General features: G+C 43.0%; 12 protein-coding genes and 1 pseudogene. 2 read left to right on the forward strand and 11 right to left on the reverse strand.

Annotated features, from left to right (window positions below; translation table 11 throughout):
• Window positions 1-28 precede the first annotated feature (28 nt).
• From ACXAGP_RS15875 to ACXAGP_RS15925, 11 genes are all read right to left on the reverse strand, one after another.
• On the reverse strand, window positions 29-2,728 hold the full coding sequence (locus ACXAGP_RS15875) for a hypothetical protein (protein WP_475262548.1): 2,700 nt from the start codon (window positions 2,726-2,728) through the stop codon (window positions 29-31).
• The gene (locus ACXAGP_RS15880) at window positions 2,725-4,596 is read right to left on the reverse strand and encodes a hypothetical protein (RefSeq protein ID WP_475262549.1); all 1,872 of its coding nucleotides are present in this window, start codon (window positions 4,594-4,596) and stop codon (window positions 2,725-2,727) included. The genes ACXAGP_RS15875 and ACXAGP_RS15880 overlap by 4 nt, the downstream gene beginning before the upstream one ends.
• 4 nt (window positions 4,597-4,600) lie before the next feature.
• Complete coding sequence (locus ACXAGP_RS15885) at window positions 4,601-5,953, reverse strand: hypothetical protein (RefSeq protein ID WP_475262550.1); 1,353 nt, start codon at window positions 5,951-5,953, stop codon at window positions 4,601-4,603.
• Between the two features lie 33 nt (window positions 5,954-5,986).
• The gene (locus tag ACXAGP_RS15890; protein ID WP_475262551.1) at window positions 5,987-8,557 is read right to left on the reverse strand and encodes a hypothetical protein; all 2,571 of its coding nucleotides are present in this window, start codon (window positions 8,555-8,557) and stop codon (window positions 5,987-5,989) included.
• A 73-nt stretch (window positions 8,558-8,630) separates the two neighbouring features.
• Window positions 8,631-9,311 carry a transglycosylase SLT domain-containing protein gene (locus ACXAGP_RS15895; RefSeq protein WP_475262552.1) on the reverse strand — a complete coding sequence of 227 codons (681 nt, stop codon included), beginning with the start codon at window positions 9,309-9,311 and terminating at the stop codon, window positions 8,631-8,633.
• Window positions 9,308-9,712, reverse strand: a complete 405-nt coding sequence (locus ACXAGP_RS15900; protein ID WP_475262553.1) for a hypothetical protein — start codon at window positions 9,710-9,712, stop codon at window positions 9,308-9,310. Before ACXAGP_RS15900 ends, ACXAGP_RS15895 begins: the two co-directional genes overlap by 4 nt.
• Entirely contained in the window at window positions 9,705-10,229 is a 525-nt protein-coding gene (locus tag ACXAGP_RS15905) for a hypothetical protein (RefSeq protein WP_475262554.1), read from the reverse strand. Before ACXAGP_RS15905 ends, ACXAGP_RS15900 begins: the two co-directional genes overlap by 8 nt.
• Complete coding sequence (locus ACXAGP_RS15910; protein ID WP_475262555.1) at window positions 10,222-11,079, reverse strand: hypothetical protein; 858 nt, start codon at window positions 11,077-11,079, stop codon at window positions 10,222-10,224. Before ACXAGP_RS15910 ends, ACXAGP_RS15905 begins: the two co-directional genes overlap by 8 nt.
• A 16-nt stretch (window positions 11,080-11,095) precedes the next feature.
• Window positions 11,096-11,815 (reverse strand): hypothetical protein, encoded by a 720-nt coding sequence (locus tag ACXAGP_RS15915; RefSeq protein WP_475262556.1) that lies wholly within the window; start codon window positions 11,813-11,815, stop codon window positions 11,096-11,098.
• Between the two features lie 4 nt (window positions 11,816-11,819).
• The gene (locus tag ACXAGP_RS15920) at window positions 11,820-12,818 is read right to left on the reverse strand and encodes a hypothetical protein (protein ID WP_475262557.1); all 999 of its coding nucleotides are present in this window, start codon (window positions 12,816-12,818) and stop codon (window positions 11,820-11,822) included.
• Entirely contained in the window at window positions 12,808-13,197 is a 390-nt protein-coding gene (locus ACXAGP_RS15925; RefSeq protein ID WP_475262558.1) for a hypothetical protein, read from the reverse strand. The genes ACXAGP_RS15920 and ACXAGP_RS15925 overlap by 11 nt, the downstream gene beginning before the upstream one ends.
• 269 nt (window positions 13,198-13,466) lie before the next feature.
• On the opposite strand from ACXAGP_RS15925, the gene ACXAGP_RS15930 reads away from it, so the two are divergent.
• Window positions 13,467-14,183, forward strand: coding sequence for a hypothetical protein (locus ACXAGP_RS15930; RefSeq protein ID WP_475262559.1), 717 nt, complete (start codon window positions 13,467-13,469; stop codon window positions 14,181-14,183).
• Between the two features lie 61 nt (window positions 14,184-14,244).
• Window positions 14,245-15,395 (forward strand): annotated as a pseudogene (locus ACXAGP_RS15935) (IS3 family transposase).
• Window positions 15,396-15,443: the final 48 nt, after the last annotated feature.

Here is a 15,443-nt window from a genome sequence, read left to right on the forward strand (position 1 = left end):
GTTTAATCACCAAGGATTAATGTACGGTTTAATAGCCATTGGCATTTTGCTGCCATATATTGATTAAAACTCCTAAACAAACCAAAGCAATAATGACTGGAATCGACAGCGCAATCAACTTAGTTCCAACAGTGTATTTGTCTTCATTGGCTTCTTTTATAGGTTTTTTGGTAGAGCCATGACTCCAACGTCTCACCAATTTACTCCACTCGAAGTTTATTGTTCGTCGTTTTAATGATTTGTTGTTTTCCCTTTTATCTTCTTTGACTTGCACATGCTGGTTGGCTTGTTCATCATCGTCGCTCACCACTGAAGGTGTATTTCCCGCAAAATACAGCAAAGGACGTTGAGATATGTAGTTGTCGGGAATCGGGTACCATGGACCACTAAAAAATCGTTTCTCCAAGCGTCTCAAATAAAAATCCAGACGTAACAGTGGATATATAGCTATCTTCCAATACATGAAAAGCAAACATGCCACCAAGGGTAACAACATTGTACTCATCAACGCTTGTTGCATGTTGCCTTCTTTAATACGAATTGCACCGGGTGTCACCAGACAATAAGATTCGATAATTTTGGCGCCTGCCGCAGCGGACTCCCTGTTCGATGAGTTTGCGTTGCTATCGTCTAGCGCACCGGGCTGGGAGCTGGGTTCTACCGAAACGCCCCCCTCTTTGGATGACTCTACACCACTGTCGTCAACGTCACTGGGTTTTAAAGCAAGTAACGCAATATATGGAGTTTCTCCACTATCTTTGTTGTAATTTGAGTTATTGAGTTCTGCAAGGTAGCCTGAAACCTTGTCACAGGTTAACACGTACTTTCCTTGTTCCATGTATTCTGCAAGCTCTTCGTCTGTCGGTTTATTAATTCCCAGAGGTTGGCTATGAATAAAATCACGAAACATGCTGTGAGCCCGATGGTGAGGATCCGGCTCGACCATCCCTCTGCCCAATTTCGCCTTCATCTCTTCCTGGTCTTTTACCGGTACGGCACTATCAACTTTAAGTTCAGCAATCTGATACAGCCCAAACAAGACAGCAATTGAGAGGCCAACTCCCTTAAATAACGTACGATTTAAACTTTGCCCTTGCGCTAACAAGTAAAAACCGTTCACCAACAACCTGACGGCCCGCCCCATTAAATAGGCTACCAGCAAGAATATCACTATCAATATCTCATGAAACAACGTGATTTTTTGCTCTTTAGAATACTCTTCAAATGTTATCGCCGGGCTACTGGTATCACTAGAAAATGCGTTTTGTTGAGGCGGCGGAAAACTGTCCAGATAAAAGAAGTTGAGAGTAGAATTGATCTCGAACCCAATGGCTCTTATATAGATGAATAAAGACAACAACAATAAGGCTATTCCGACTAGCCAATATATCCATGGGTAACACCGGTTAAATAAAAAGAAAAATCGCCATGTCAACGCCTGACCATCTTTGGGAATCGGTTTGAATTCCTTAAGCTTAAACATATTCTCATCTTTGTTATCGGTGACAGTTTTTTTGCCAGACTCATCCTCCTGTTTATCATTACTTCCGCTCTGAGGCTTATTAAAAAGTGATAAAAACCATTCAAACGCGATTTGCATAAAATGAAGAGATCCTGAGTCAGCTTTCTTGCCACTCTCGCCCGGCTGTTTAAAACGAAGTAAACTCCCTTCAAACGCGATTTGCATATAATGATGAAGTAATGCTTGTTGTCTGGCTGCATTTACTTCCATTCTCTCTGTAAGTACCGGTGACTCCGTCATCAATAGGAATTCTGGATTACTACGGAATATCGCTTCTCGCCATAGAGGCTCAAAAAAAGCATCACACGCGGCTAGTAACTCGCTCTTTCGTTTGAATTCACTAAACGCATTATCTGTTGCTGATTGGGTTGTACTTTCCTCCTTTTCACTCTCATTTAGCCCGGCTCGACTAACGTTTAACATACACCTTGAATATTCTTCAGGTGGTGTCATTTCTGCCTTAGCATTATTAAAATCCTCAAGTGCTTTGAACAGGGAATTATCTGCATGGCTGACATGAGGTGCTTCCCGCCTCATCCTTTGTGAGTGTTTGCTATTTCTGTCGTATCTGATCAGCAGGGTTAATCTCTCGTAGGCCCAGATAACAACCTGTTGATGCTCCATTTCCAGTAACAAACTCATCCAACGTGTTTTTGCATTCTGCTCTGCGATGAATGATCCCGATATATCAAGAGCGATCGGCTCAAGGACCCCCTCTGTTTTTCGCAAAATATTTTGATGCTCTAAATATTGTTCATATTGGTTTGTGCTGGCGTCAGGGTGAGAGCCATCAACGTATTCAAAATGTGGTAACTGCTCAACGCTTGAATTGAACCTTTCCAAGGCCATCATTGTCTCAGAAGGTTGTGCTAATTGCTCTTCAATTGCATCGCTGTCATCAAGGGAGCACTGAAAATCATCGGCTGGCGAACTAAGTAGGCTTCGCAGCCGGGAAAGCCGCTCTTTTGTTTTCGCTAGTTGATTTTTTTCTCTTGATAAATGATTCTCTTGCCGTTGAAGTTGCCCCTCAGCGATAGTTAAGTCAGGCAAAGAACTCAGCTGGTTATGATATCTGGAGACATGCTCCAGCCTTTGTATCTGGTCTGGCTTTGATAAACAGGAACTGACATATTCAGAGCGATCGTCGACATCCACCTTATTGGCGTTGTCTGATTGACGCGTCCTCGAATAATCATCTCTGCTCACGTATTTTTCCCCTTATCCGGGTTAAGGTCCGGCAATTCCTCTGATTGATTGTTAAAACGTTCTACCGCCAGCCACGAATAACTTGCACGAGGTTTTGGATCTCTTACGACCTCATGAATGCGTATCAGTGCGCTCAAATGTGCCTGTCTTGATTGAATGTCTTCTTTTAACGCCGAAGACTCAACCTTCAAACTCGCCTTCATACTTTTAATATTTTCAATCTCTTCTAACGTTGCCTCAATTTTTCGTTGATGTACCGCAATATCATTGCAAAATTTTAATGCCGAGGCATGGTTGTTCCGTTGCGTACAATAAGCATCCCATGCAACTGAGGCATTGGTGGCGATTACGCCCGAGAAAGGATACTCAGGCGGTTTCGGCAGGGGACCTGCTTGCGATAAATAGTAAAGCATGTCATTTAGCGACAACATCATCTGTTCGTCTGTTTTTGACAGCACAACATCAAGGCTCAAACCATCATCAGAGGAATAGTCAAAATCATCAGTTACAATAGCCAGCAACGGATTAACAAGCGTTTTCAAATCAGCCTGATATATCTTCAGATTACGTTGCGTCGACTCTAAATCTTTACTCAGCTTTCTAATGCTTTCGTCTGTGCTAAGTAGACTATTCACATTATTTATCCATTTCATCGCGGCCATGTTCAACGCACAATAACGCTCCCATTGAATTGTATCGGCTGTGCCACCTTCTTCAGCCAATGGATAGCTAGTTGATGGAAGCACAGTAGTGTCATTGAATCGAGTCACCTGTTCCCAAATAGTCGATGTTAACCGTTGAGGATTCTGCGTTAACGTTGTAGCTTGATATACGAAGGAAGCCTCTAAAGCACAGCGTATGTTACTTAAGATTTTTGCATCAGCCGCTGCTTCACGTTGTAACTCTTCAAGCTGCAATATTTGCAGTGACAAACTTTCCTCAAGCCCCTCCTCACATAACAAGTCAGATCTGCTAGTCAGCTCCTCTAACATTGCGTTTCTACTGCGCCTGTCATTAACTGTGTCTAACCAATCTGAGTAGACCGATGTACTTGCTACACCGGTTCTCTTTTCTGTGAAATAAATTACCGTGGGTAACATTTGAAAATCATTAAATAGTTGAAGTGCATCAAATGTAAACGATGCAGTTTTGGATTCCGTTTGGTCAATCTCCTCATCTTCGAACATCAAAACGCTTTGTATTCGGGCAACTTTACTCTTAAGTTTTAGCACTTCGGCATTTGTGCGGCGAACGTCTTGCTGACTCTGGGTAATTTCTACTGAAAGATCGTGTAAGGTCTGTTCAGTTTCCATTAATCGCGTAAGGGCGTCACACCAGGTAGCCGTGACATTTTCACTCTTAAATCTTTTATCGTTGTCTTGTTTGGTTTGCGTCTGCTGCTGCGAATGTGCTTGTGATGAAGCGTAATATTGCTGTGATGATTCTGCGAACACGCTGTCCGCTTCGTTGAATCTCGCCAGTGCCTGTAATGTACCATTGGCACCCTCTCCCATAGTCGAGTGTTGAGAGTTAACCTCATCGTGTTCTAATTTGTCTCGCCACTGTAGGCTGGCCTGGAGTTTTTCTAACCTGTCAGTTATTGCACGATATTTATCTTCCAATCGCTGTTGTCGTGAAAGTGCTTTTTGATAAAGAGTCTCACTTTGTTGTAAATCAACAAAAGAGTGCGTTTTTGCACACTGTTCAAGATCTAAAGCCGCAGCATAGTCGATAAATCTGATACACTGTTCTGCTTTTTCTTGACTTGCACCGATGACCTTGATGACAAACTTCACTCCCTTTATTGAAAGCGCTTTCGGTTTACTATCAAATCCAAAGAATTTTAGGGGTGCATCGAAAAAGTCCACGCGCTTACTTCAACTCCTCTCGTAATGATTGTGTACAGCCATCCAGGTCTTTGTTGAGCTCCTTTAGTTTCGTGGCCAACTCCTCACTTTTTATGCGGTATTTTTCTTTTATCTCTCTGATAGCTTTGACCTCATCATCTGTTTTCGGATCATCCACATTCAGTATGTCTCTGGTGGCGTCTTTGACCAGTGTGTCCATTTCCTGCACTGTTTCGGCTTGTTTTTCAGTGATCTCAACGAGGTCCCTGAACAACTTATTTTTTCGTTCAGCATCTTTGGGCTCGTAGTTTTCATCATTAATGATTTTTGCTTGCAATGCTTCGCGAAATTTCACTCCCTCCTTAAACGCAATATTTCTGGTTTCCATTGCAGCATCCCTGATTTCCTTAAGACTGTATACAAAATCATCTACATTTCCTTTGATCTCTGTAAATGTACTACTTCGGCGTTTGGCATCATTTCTGAGAAGGCCATTTCTGACTTCTGCAATCGCATCAACGATAATGCCCATTTGCTCATCATTAAACTTGGCATCTTCATTTTTTTTTATTTCACTGTAAGCGTCTTTTACCGTTTTCAAATGGGATTGCATCGTCTGGTCATCTTCAAACTCCTCCTCATTGAGTGAATCAAAATAATCCAGCTTAGCCAGCAACTGTTTTCTAAAGTTTACCTGGGCCTCATATTTGCCTCGCATTTCTAGCGTTTGCTGCTCAGCGTCATTTACACTTTCTTCAGTGGTTTGCTGCTCTTCAATCTTTTGAAGGAATTCTCTATGCATTGCGAGTGCGTGTTGAATGGCGCCGTTAAATTGGTATTCCCATAAAGAAAATGTATTTTTCAGACCAGCAGCATCTTTTTCCACCAAAGCGGTAACGACCAAGTGCAGAATGTCTTTATCAGTCTTGCTTTTGCCCTTCGGAAATCTTTCGTCAAAACTTTGCTCTAGATCTTCAGGGGTGTTCGTTTTATTGGCATCAGCATTGCTCTTGATAGACGCTAGTACATCAGACAGTTTCTTATCTTCTTTGGTGACAGTCGCTGGCAGTGACGCGTCTTTTGACGGTCGCAAAAAAGCGCTCTGATGTAACTCATGATACTTATTGAAACACCGCATCATTCGCTTTCCTGCGGTCATCAAATTGCCATATTCCTTTGCCATCGGTTCCAGATTTTCGGTGCCGTATCCCTTCGCAAGTTCTTTCTTGCTACGAATGTAGTGGCGATGAGGGGCATTACTCAAAATCGCTATATCTTCGAAATACTTATGGCCGCTGAACGGCTCTACTACCTTTTCCCAGTACTCTTGCCTGATATTCTCTTGCGACGGTGCTTCAACCTGTGTTTTTTTGCTCATTTTCGGTTCCAAACGTTATCAATGTGTTGCCTGTTAATTGACATATTCTATCCACCCATATTCCACCTTCTGAAATGAACTGGAACGGGTGGCAATGTCAACCACGCCCAAGCCCCGATATATGAAGGTAATATTGTAGTCTTTGAAACTGTCTCCAAGAAATTCATCTTCTTTCAATTTTGCTCTCAATTCTTTTGCAAGGAATTCGGCTCGCATATAACTGAGAGGACAATTAAAGCGGTAGGGTTCCCCTTTACTCAAAGTAAACGTCTCCACTTTTTTTGTACTCGGAACCAGCCTTGGCAAAATATTTCTGACTACATTTTTAATTGCCAATCTTTCATCACCTTCAGGGGTATACGCCTTCACGACCGTTGATGCAGCGTCATTTTTCAGCCCCGCACCTTCTTTCTCAAGCGCCAGCCATGGATCGCTCACATCACAGCTTGGAATGTCATCATCTCTGCGCATTCGTGATTTAAAAGACTTGGGCAATGTATATGAATCTGTACTTATACTTTCTTCATCGCCCCATGAAACCGTACTGGCAAATCCGGTCACGATGATTTGTCGTTCAACGCCAGAACGACCACGCTTAAATTCAGTGGTAATTTTCTGTGCAGCGTTCGCCACTGCATTTTCAAAACGTGCTTCGTACGACTCTTCTGGTACCGCTGTACTGATTTTGAACTGAAGCGTTGTGTTGGTTGTATTGGAACATTCTATTTTTGCGTCTGAATCACTGTCGGTAGTGCCCTGCTGTTTTTCTCTATAACTACAGGACTGGATTTTCTTGACAAATTCCGGCTCGGCATTCATTTCAGGCATAACTCCCGACATATCAGGTACTCCTTCACAACCAATCGTTTGAGAGGATTGCCTTGTCCCGTCAATCACACGATCTTTACCCTTCTCACGCGCCTGAGATTCGCAGAGTTTGATTAAATTATCATAGCTTTGCTCTAGCTGTTGCTCTTCTAACTGCTGCTTAAATGCACTGCGATCGATGTCACCGTCTATCAACTGTTGATTCAAATACTGAAACGTCTGCTCTTGTTTGACCACCACCACTGCCAATACATCTTTTCCCTGTACTTCCTGGTTAGTGCCAGATAGCAAACAAACCTTGCCAGCCTTATCAAGACCATCACCATCTTCCGACAAATGTGCAGCCATATCTAAAACCTCAGTAACTTTCCGATCGGGATCACGAGAGACGCGATTGCGCAAATGCCGTTGCTCTGACGCCCACGCTTGACGTATTTTTTTCTTAACCTGGTCACGGGTTAAGCTGTCAAATATCGACCTTTGATTGTTTTTTTCCTCCTTTTTCTCCGCAACAGGAATATCAGAGCTTTTTCCTCGGTACAAATATAAATCCAGGTCCGATCTTTCGTCTTGTATAGCAATTGCATGACAGTCAGAGTGTTCGAACATTCCATAAAGCTGATGTTGCTCACCTGTTATGTAGTGCCTACGCGGTTTATCTTCTCGAAAATGACGAGTCGGGACGCGTCCAAACACTTCCAGATATTTTTCATCATTTAGCAAAGTAAATGGACTCTTTAACTCTCTTTTATTTTCCGCATCTTTAATCAGGGAAATCTTGCCGGCTATGTATCGATGGGTATTTGCGGAAAAATGTATAGAGACCTTTCCCATATCATACAGACGAGGTGACATCATCCCGGTCGAAGCATATTCAACATTGGCGTCTAAGTGCAGCACATAAGGATTTTTTTCGCCGTTCTCTTCCCATTTGGTTACATTAGTTTCAAGACTAAAGTCGGCAATTGGTCCTTTGTTATTGCCATACAATGTATTTTTGATCACCTGCAGTAACATAAGGGCAGGTATTGCGGACGCTGGATCAAGTGCCCACATAGAATCATCAAAAATCGGCAAAAGGTCCTGATACCGTCGGCCTAAAGCACTCCCCCTAAACTCATCAGCAAATCCCAGATGAGCTTTGGGCACTCCAATCTTGAACTGATTAATAAATGCAACGACCTTTAACTCTTTACCATTCAGCCCCTTTTGACGATCACGAGGTTTCCATTCAAAACTGACGAGGTTTTCATCTGAGCTGTGCTTCCAATTACTCCTTATCATGAAGATAACAACATTCATTGGCTGATTTTTAGGGGTGTAACCGATAATATGATCTAACAAATCCTGTAAAGAGAGTCGTCCTTTCTCAGTGTGGATTTCAACGTCATCAGTCGTTTCGTCATAACTAAATTCGCCGACTATCAAAAACTGGATCTCATCGATCTCATTTAGCATCTGAGGAGAAATCGAACTCCAGCTACCGTTCAGATCTGTAATTTTACGATAAGTGTTATCAAACCTAGCATTAGCACAACCATGACCGAGAAATGTCAGAGGAAAGTGATTCTGGATAATCTGGGCATCCTGCCGTACCATGCGGTCAATATCCGGATCACCTTGTGCAGTATCAATATACACTCTCTGGATTTTGTTCACGCAGCGAGTGAGATCTAATGTGATGTCATTCGCCCCCGAAGCAATGATCCATGCAGGGTTGATAAAAAAGAATAAAACAAGTAATGTTTTTACCGTCACCCTATTAGTTGCTTTCATCCTCACCCTGCCAATATTCCTGCTATTGAAACTTTTGGTAACACACCTTAACCATTTGGTCAACATATAACCACTAAGACATTTTTATCTGCGCTAAATCGCTCGCCAGATAAAACACCTTTAACCAATATCGAAACGGATCTATGGTGTAAATCTTACCGTTGTTTCGAACAACTTTATGCAGTGAATAGCCCACTCGTTTTTTGCCTGCGTAATAGGCCATTACTGGATCACGCCATGAGGCTATTTCAAATCTTCTTGCCTGGTCTGAATTGGTTTCACGAAATAAATAGGACAAATAATGCCCTGCTGACTCACATCCTAACTCTGCCGATACCAGTAAATGTGAAAAAGGAGGTATGACTGACTTTCCCGCCAGTTGTTTTTGAATAAAAATGTAGGTTGGTTTTGTTATCTGGAACATTCCACTGGCCGTTGTTGTCACCGCCTTCGCATTCAACCTGATTGAACTCTCCGTTGCAGCAATCGCCACCACCAGATAATACGGAATATTGTGCTCTTGGGACATAGTCTCCAAACACGAATAACTTGCTGCCCGCTTCAGGTATGTCTCTTTATCCTGGTGACTCAAATCAAATTGGTAACGGTATTTTAATGGATTGAGCAAGCGCTCAGATTGCGTTTTTCCGATAATATCAGTAAGCAATTCATCCAGCGCATCATTCGCCCTTACCGAATAATCCTGAAACAAGCTCATTAAAAAAAGAAAAAATAAACTGTGCATTTTTTTCATGAGCCTTTCTCTCCATTGACGGCAACCACAGTAGTGATGGTCAACCCCATGTTCTGTAAAATAAATAACACTTCCAGATAATTGGCAGTAGATACGCCTTGCTGCATGCCAAGGTAGAGATGGTCCTCGTTCATTTCGTTCCTAAGCGCCCTTAGATTATTCTTCTCAAATTCCTTTTGATCATAGGTTATCAACCATGAGCCATCATCAGCTTCGCTGTAAATTGCCACCTGTTTTTCGGGTACTCCTTTTGTTGAAAGTTGATTCACCACGATATCCAACGTCAGTATTTCAGGAAGTGACTTGGCATTCATCATGATCACTAGCAAAATGAAGAAAAAGGCAAAGAGATTAAGGAATAGATCGCCAATCAGATTATCGTGATGCTCACCATTATTCATAGGACACCCCGCCATCTCCTTGCATTGATAAGGCGTACCCACAAACCTTTTGTTTAATGCGATGTTTGATACGGCTGACAGATCCCATTGTGCCAATAATGTATAACGATGCGATCAACAACAGGAACGCGGAAAGCGCGGTACTGGTTAACGCTATTTTCAGGCCAACGGTCAGAGTACCTGTTTCCAGATCTTGGTGACCCGCCAGGCTCATTATTCCAAGGGTAGTGAAAAGTAAACCAATCGTGGTCAGTAGCTGACCCAAACTAATGATTTTTCGACGATACAGGAACACCTTTTCAAGGTGCATGTCCGCCAGCAACTGCAACACTAAACAGGTCATTGCTTCGCCCTCCCGAGTACTTTGCACCAGGTCGTCATATCCTTGACCTGCGGAACGGTTTTCTTGTGCTCTCAAGCTCAAGTCTTTGAAAATAATGTTCATCAAAGCAAAATATAGTGGTAGATACACTACGATGATATGCCATGACACATTACCAAATATTTGCTCAAACATGATGCCCCTCCCCTTTAGTCAAATTTCGAATTTCACTCGGATAGCACTCTGCAGAAATCGGCAATGTACTTTCTCCCTTCTTGAGCAAAACGGGTATCAAATGAAATTTCGGCTCACGCCCCTCTTTGGCTTTGAAGAGCTTCACCACATATGACTCATCCGGTTTAACGCTATCTCGGAAGCAATTCTGATGAACTTTAAAAATTGTCTCTTGCGCCATGTTCAGGCGTTTCTCTCTGAAAGCAAAAAAGCCAACTACCTGATTGCGAACCAACTTAGCGGGTACTTTTGCTTTGCCTCTTTCTAAGAAGTGCTCTGCAAAAAGTCCCGAAGGCAGTATTCTTCCCTGCTCATCATAGATGAGGCTGCTTTTATCTATCCATACAGGATGAGCTCCTAACGCAATCATGGCGTTGTAAAGCAGGTCCTCATCAGTTTCCATTAATCGCCACTTCACCCCCTCGTTGGCCAGATCTTGTGCATTTAATGCGGCTTCTTTTACTTCTGGTACTGCTTGTTGTTCAGGTTCAACTTGATTTTGATCCGGATTTTGGGATTGTTCTGGTTTCCCTGGCAACGGATCTCTATCAGTGATATTTACACCCTTTTCAGACTCATCTTCTTGTAATTGATTAAGTGGCTCCTGACCGGAGTTTCCGCTTTTGTCCTGAGGGACGTCTTGATCATCAATTTTCTGGTCAGCAGCAACAGATACCACAACCGGGGGTTCGGTTAGCCCACCATCACCCTCCCCCTGTTGGGGGAGGGTTCCAAAAGGTGGGATCCAGAACAAACCCAGAGTGATAACACCCAAAAATATCACTGAAGCGAGTCCACGTACGATTGTCATATACACGATAGTTCTCCTACTTAAGGTGTCGTAACAATGGTGAAGATTGCTTTTGTGTATGAAACTGGGCATTACAGGCTTCAAGATCAGCACCACTGCCAGGACTGTATTGCGCAATGACTTCCTTAATACGGTACTGTTGAGATGCATATCGCATATACTCTTCACTGTCTCGTAGTCTGTCTAATGCGACTACACGCGCTGAAGATTGCCCTGCAAAGAGTTCCTTACTGGATTTTCGACAGTAATCTAACGAACGAGTCAGTATCTTCTTTACCATTCGCAGAATGCTTTCATCATTAACTGAGACGTTTTGTTTGATTTTCTCAATGGCCAAATGAAATGACTCCTCGGGAAGTGGCAACAGCGCACTTTCCGTCTGATTGCGGTAAAACAAGACCTGGCTGCGAGTTTGAGTCGTGTTCTCGGCATGCCGAAGACTGGCATCAACCAGTTCGTTGATGGTGGCGTAAAATCGTTTTGCATAAAACTCAATTAAGAACGTTGAGTGTTTGTTCTTAAGGCGCTTCACGTCATCAGCGTTTAGCGCTTCTTCCTGCAATTGGGCTGCCATATCAGTCATTTCTTGATCAGAAAATACAGCACTATTCTCAATCATTCGCTGGGCTTTCTGGAGGTCCAGTGGTTGGGCACTGATATTGATACCGACACTCAATAAAGCCAACAGCAATCCGAACTTAATCAATGGTTTCAGTCTCAAAAACAAAATATTCATCTTATTAATCCTCCAACTTCTTCAACATTGCACTTAACTCAGAGGCTTCCTTCAACACATCTTCAGTAGTAACCTCGGGCACATTTTTCATTGCGTCATTAACACGAGAGACTTTTCCTGAGAGTAATCCGGGTAAGTCTGCCAGGCCATCGACCAATAACATGGACCGGTCCACACTTCTGTCCAACGCATTGATATAAGTCACGTAACTGGACACGGTATTTAACGTCGATTGCTTTCCAAATCCATTGAACGAAACTTCTATATGCGCGGCCATATCGGCCATTGCGTCGGATAAAAGCGACACGATATTTGCCGTACTTACGCTCGCTCTCAAATCATTGGTGGCGGCAGCAACTTGTTCTGCTCCTGTTCGATGCGAGATATGCCGACTAATTTCACGATTGATTAGGGTCAACTGACGCTTGGCATTGCTATATTTACGTTTGCATTCAGTGTCGTGCGATTCCTGCTTTTCGCCGCATTGCGCGACAATGGCTTGCAATGCCTTGATCCGCTCCTCACTTACCTTGGCTAACTCTTTACCCCGAATCGAAGTAGCTATTGACGCGGTCGGATTTGGTAATTGCTGCTCCAATTCCATGTCCAGCTCGAATAGCTTATCTTCAAGATCAGCGGCGTAAGTCAAGATTTCACCACTATACTTGCTATACCCTTTGTTCAATTGTCCCAGATAATAGGCCAGCGAATTTTCGAACACCTTTTGTTCGCTAGGTGTCATTTCCTTGCCCGTACGTTCGTACTCCTTAGCAATCAACGACAAGGAACGAATGTTTATCATCGAGCTTGCGATCTCCTTTTCATAGGCGCTCAAAACATCTTCCAGGGCTTCACTTTGCGCATCGATTTTCGGCAACTCCACTAAACCGAGATCTTCTGAACCACCGGCTCCTGAAGCCACGGCTATTTGAGTCATCAACCAAACAAACAACCCAAATCCTGCTTTTGCAAAATGTATAACTGATAATCTACTATTCGACATAACCTATCTCCTGGCACAACTGGGTTTTAAATCTATGGCACAACACATTGACAGCGCTCTGGTCCAAGTGACCGCTACCAAATGCCAGTAAATCCAACAATAATTCATTGACAACGGGGGGGGCTGATTTAGAAGCTTCTGTGCTGACTAAATAGTTCGCAATGATGAATCGGGCCCCTGAAGGCTGGTTTTCATTGGCAAATTGAGCAGCCGTTTCAAGCTCGCCAATAGGAACCATTTCCCCATTGGTAAGACTTGCTTTTACCTGTTGATAGACAACAGAGGGTTGGTTACTCCAAACCATCACTTCATCTGACTCTGTTGACTTACAGCCAATAAGCCCTGATAAAAAAAAGAGTAAAATAAGTATTTCTTTCATATTGACCTCGGTTGGTTGTTAAACTTTTTACGTAGAGAATTTGCGAATTCATCTCTGACATTTCCGAGGGTTACATGAAACGAGGTTGGCTCGCAGCAGTCTTAAAAATTTTTTTTAAATAATTTCAAAACAATCACTGAGTGAAACAAACACCCAGTAGATTGCCGAGCTTGAACCCAACAGTTGATGCGTGTACTCACATCAATTAAGCTAAAATCGGATAAACTTTTCACCGAAAGACGAGGATCTGAAAAGATAATTTAACCATCATGGCCTTAAACGAAATTCTGGATGACTGTTTTAATAAAATGTGTCAGCTAAATCTGTACTACCGGGACATAAAAGAAACAAGCCAAACAACATTAACTAACCTTAACTCTTATGAAGAACTGCACCGCGAAAAACTGCAATCGGGACAAACTATTGCGTCACATGCGATGTACTTTAAGACCCCAACCGGTGGTGCTTCTTTGCCTTATGGTCGAAAGTCATTAACAATTGACCAACAGCGTACCTCACTGATTTTGCACAAAAACAAACAGTTCCAGTGGCTTTTAGCCGAGGCATATGAGGTGTTCGAAGATACCTTGTTCAGGTTTTATGCTTATGCCGGTTTTATTGACAATGGTTTTTGGCCGCTAAATGACTATGGCAATGTTACGCTCAGTGAGCTGCAAACTTTAGATCTGCAGTGGTTTTTGAAGCAAGCAAAGAAAAAAGCAAAGGCGCCTCGCAGCATCATGAATCACTTCAGAAAAGTGTACCCCCGTGTCCCTGAAATTGAAAAACACAATCATTACCAGGTAAATTTACGTCTGGTCATCACCTTGATCGAGCTGTTACGCCATGTCATTGTGCATAGAGGTGGAACTGTTGCTGACAAAAAAGAATTCATTGATCGTGCATTAAGTGATGCCGGCCTGTTAAACAATGGTAAGCCGTGCCCTGATGATATTGATTTGATTGAACGTTACTTCTTCGACTGATCTGCTTTAATCAAACAGGACACTTTAATAATGGAATATAATCCAATTATTGAGGTGTTAAATGACAAAAAGAATCAACAGAAGCTATACGGCTGAGTTTAAGCAAGAAGCCGTGGCATTGGTAACCGAGCAAGGTTATAGCGTACCTAAAGCCGCTGCGTCTTTGGGGATCACAGATAAGCTACTTTATAACTGGAAAGCCAAGTTTGAAGCCGAGCAATCCGGTGCCAGTTTAAATACTGACGAAAGAGCTGAGCTGTTAAGGCTTCGCAAGGAAAATAAAGAGCTAAGGATGGAAAAAGAGATACTAAAAAAGGCCAGCGCCCTCCTGCTAAAGGAAACCAAATAGCGTTTGAGACCGTTAAGCAGCTCTCTTCGGAGTTTCCTGTGGTAAAGCTTTGCAAACTGATGAAAGTCAGTCGCAGTGCGTATTAAGCATGGCTCGCAAGGCCAGCAAAAATCATCACCACGGAGCAACTCAACCTGTATCGACGAGCCAAAGCTACCTTCAGACTAAGTAGAAGTAGCTTGGGTTATCGAGAGCTGAGAAAACGCTTATGCAAGGAGGGCTTTAATGTCAGTGATTACGGTGTACAAAAGCTCATGGCCAAACTCGGATTGGTTGTTACTCAGCGGGTTGCCTATAAGGTGATAACCAAACGTAAGCACAGTGACGCCGTGGCGGATAATTTGCTGAACCAGAATTTCAATCCTGTTGCACCTAATCAAGTCTGGGCTGGTGACGTGACCTATCTCAGGACTGGCGAGGGCTGGATGTACCTCGCTATTGTAATGGACTTATGTTCTCGTCGTATAGTTGGGTGGCATGTTGATAAACGCATGACAACGGATCTGGTCAGCAAAGCATTGATGAAAGCCTATAACCTTCGGCAGCCGCCTGAGGGATTAGTATTTCACTCTGACAGAGGTTCACAATATACCAGTAAACGCTATCGCAATTTATTGGCGAGCTACGGAATGCGAGCCAGCATGGGTGATGTTGGTGCGTGTTGGGATAATGCCGTTGTTGAACGGTTTTTCGGCAGCTTAAAGCATGACTGGCTGTTGAAAGTCCCTCAGCCAACACGTGAGCATATGAAAAATGACGTGACCGCGTATATGCGCTATTACAACTTAGAGAGGCTTCATACTGCTAATGGTGATCTATCACCAATAGAGTACGAGCAAAATTCCTTAAGAAAAGTGTCCTGATTTAGTTGCGCAGAACACTTCAATGTGATGCACCGGTGATGTACAGAT

The sequence above is a fragment of the Planctobacterium sp. AWM4_229 genome, from assembly GCF_056160305.1.

Coding starts and splice junctions, on each gene's coding strand:
- ACXAGP_RS15910 (WP_475262555.1), bottom strand. CDS start 11,079: ATGACAATCGTACGTGGACTCGCTTCAGTGATATTTTTGGGTGTTATC.
- ACXAGP_RS15905 (WP_475262554.1), bottom strand. CDS start 10,229: ATGTTTGAGCAAATATTTGGTAATGTGTCATGGCATATCATCGTAGTG.
- ACXAGP_RS15915 (WP_475262556.1), bottom strand. CDS start 11,815: ATGAATATTTTGTTTTTGAGACTGAAACCATTGATTAAGTTCGGATTG.
- ACXAGP_RS15895 (WP_475262552.1), bottom strand. CDS start 9,311: ATGAAAAAAATGCACAGTTTATTTTTTCTTTTTTTAATGAGCTTGTTT.
- ACXAGP_RS15900 (WP_475262553.1), bottom strand. CDS start 9,712: ATGAATAATGGTGAGCATCACGATAATCTGATTGGCGATCTATTCCTT.
- ACXAGP_RS15925 (WP_475262558.1), bottom strand. CDS start 13,197: ATGAAAGAAATACTTATTTTACTCTTTTTTTTATCAGGGCTTATTGGC.
- ACXAGP_RS15930 (WP_475262559.1), top strand. CDS start 13,467: ATGGCCTTAAACGAAATTCTGGATGACTGTTTTAATAAAATGTGTCAG.
- ACXAGP_RS15890 (WP_475262551.1), bottom strand. CDS start 8,557: ATGAAAGCAACTAATAGGGTGACGGTAAAAACATTACTTGTTTTATTC.
- ACXAGP_RS15920 (WP_475262557.1), bottom strand. CDS start 12,818: ATGTCGAATAGTAGATTATCAGTTATACATTTTGCAAAAGCAGGATTT.
- ACXAGP_RS15885 (WP_475262550.1), bottom strand. CDS start 5,953: ATGAGCAAAAAAACACAGGTTGAAGCACCGTCGCAAGAGAATATCAGG.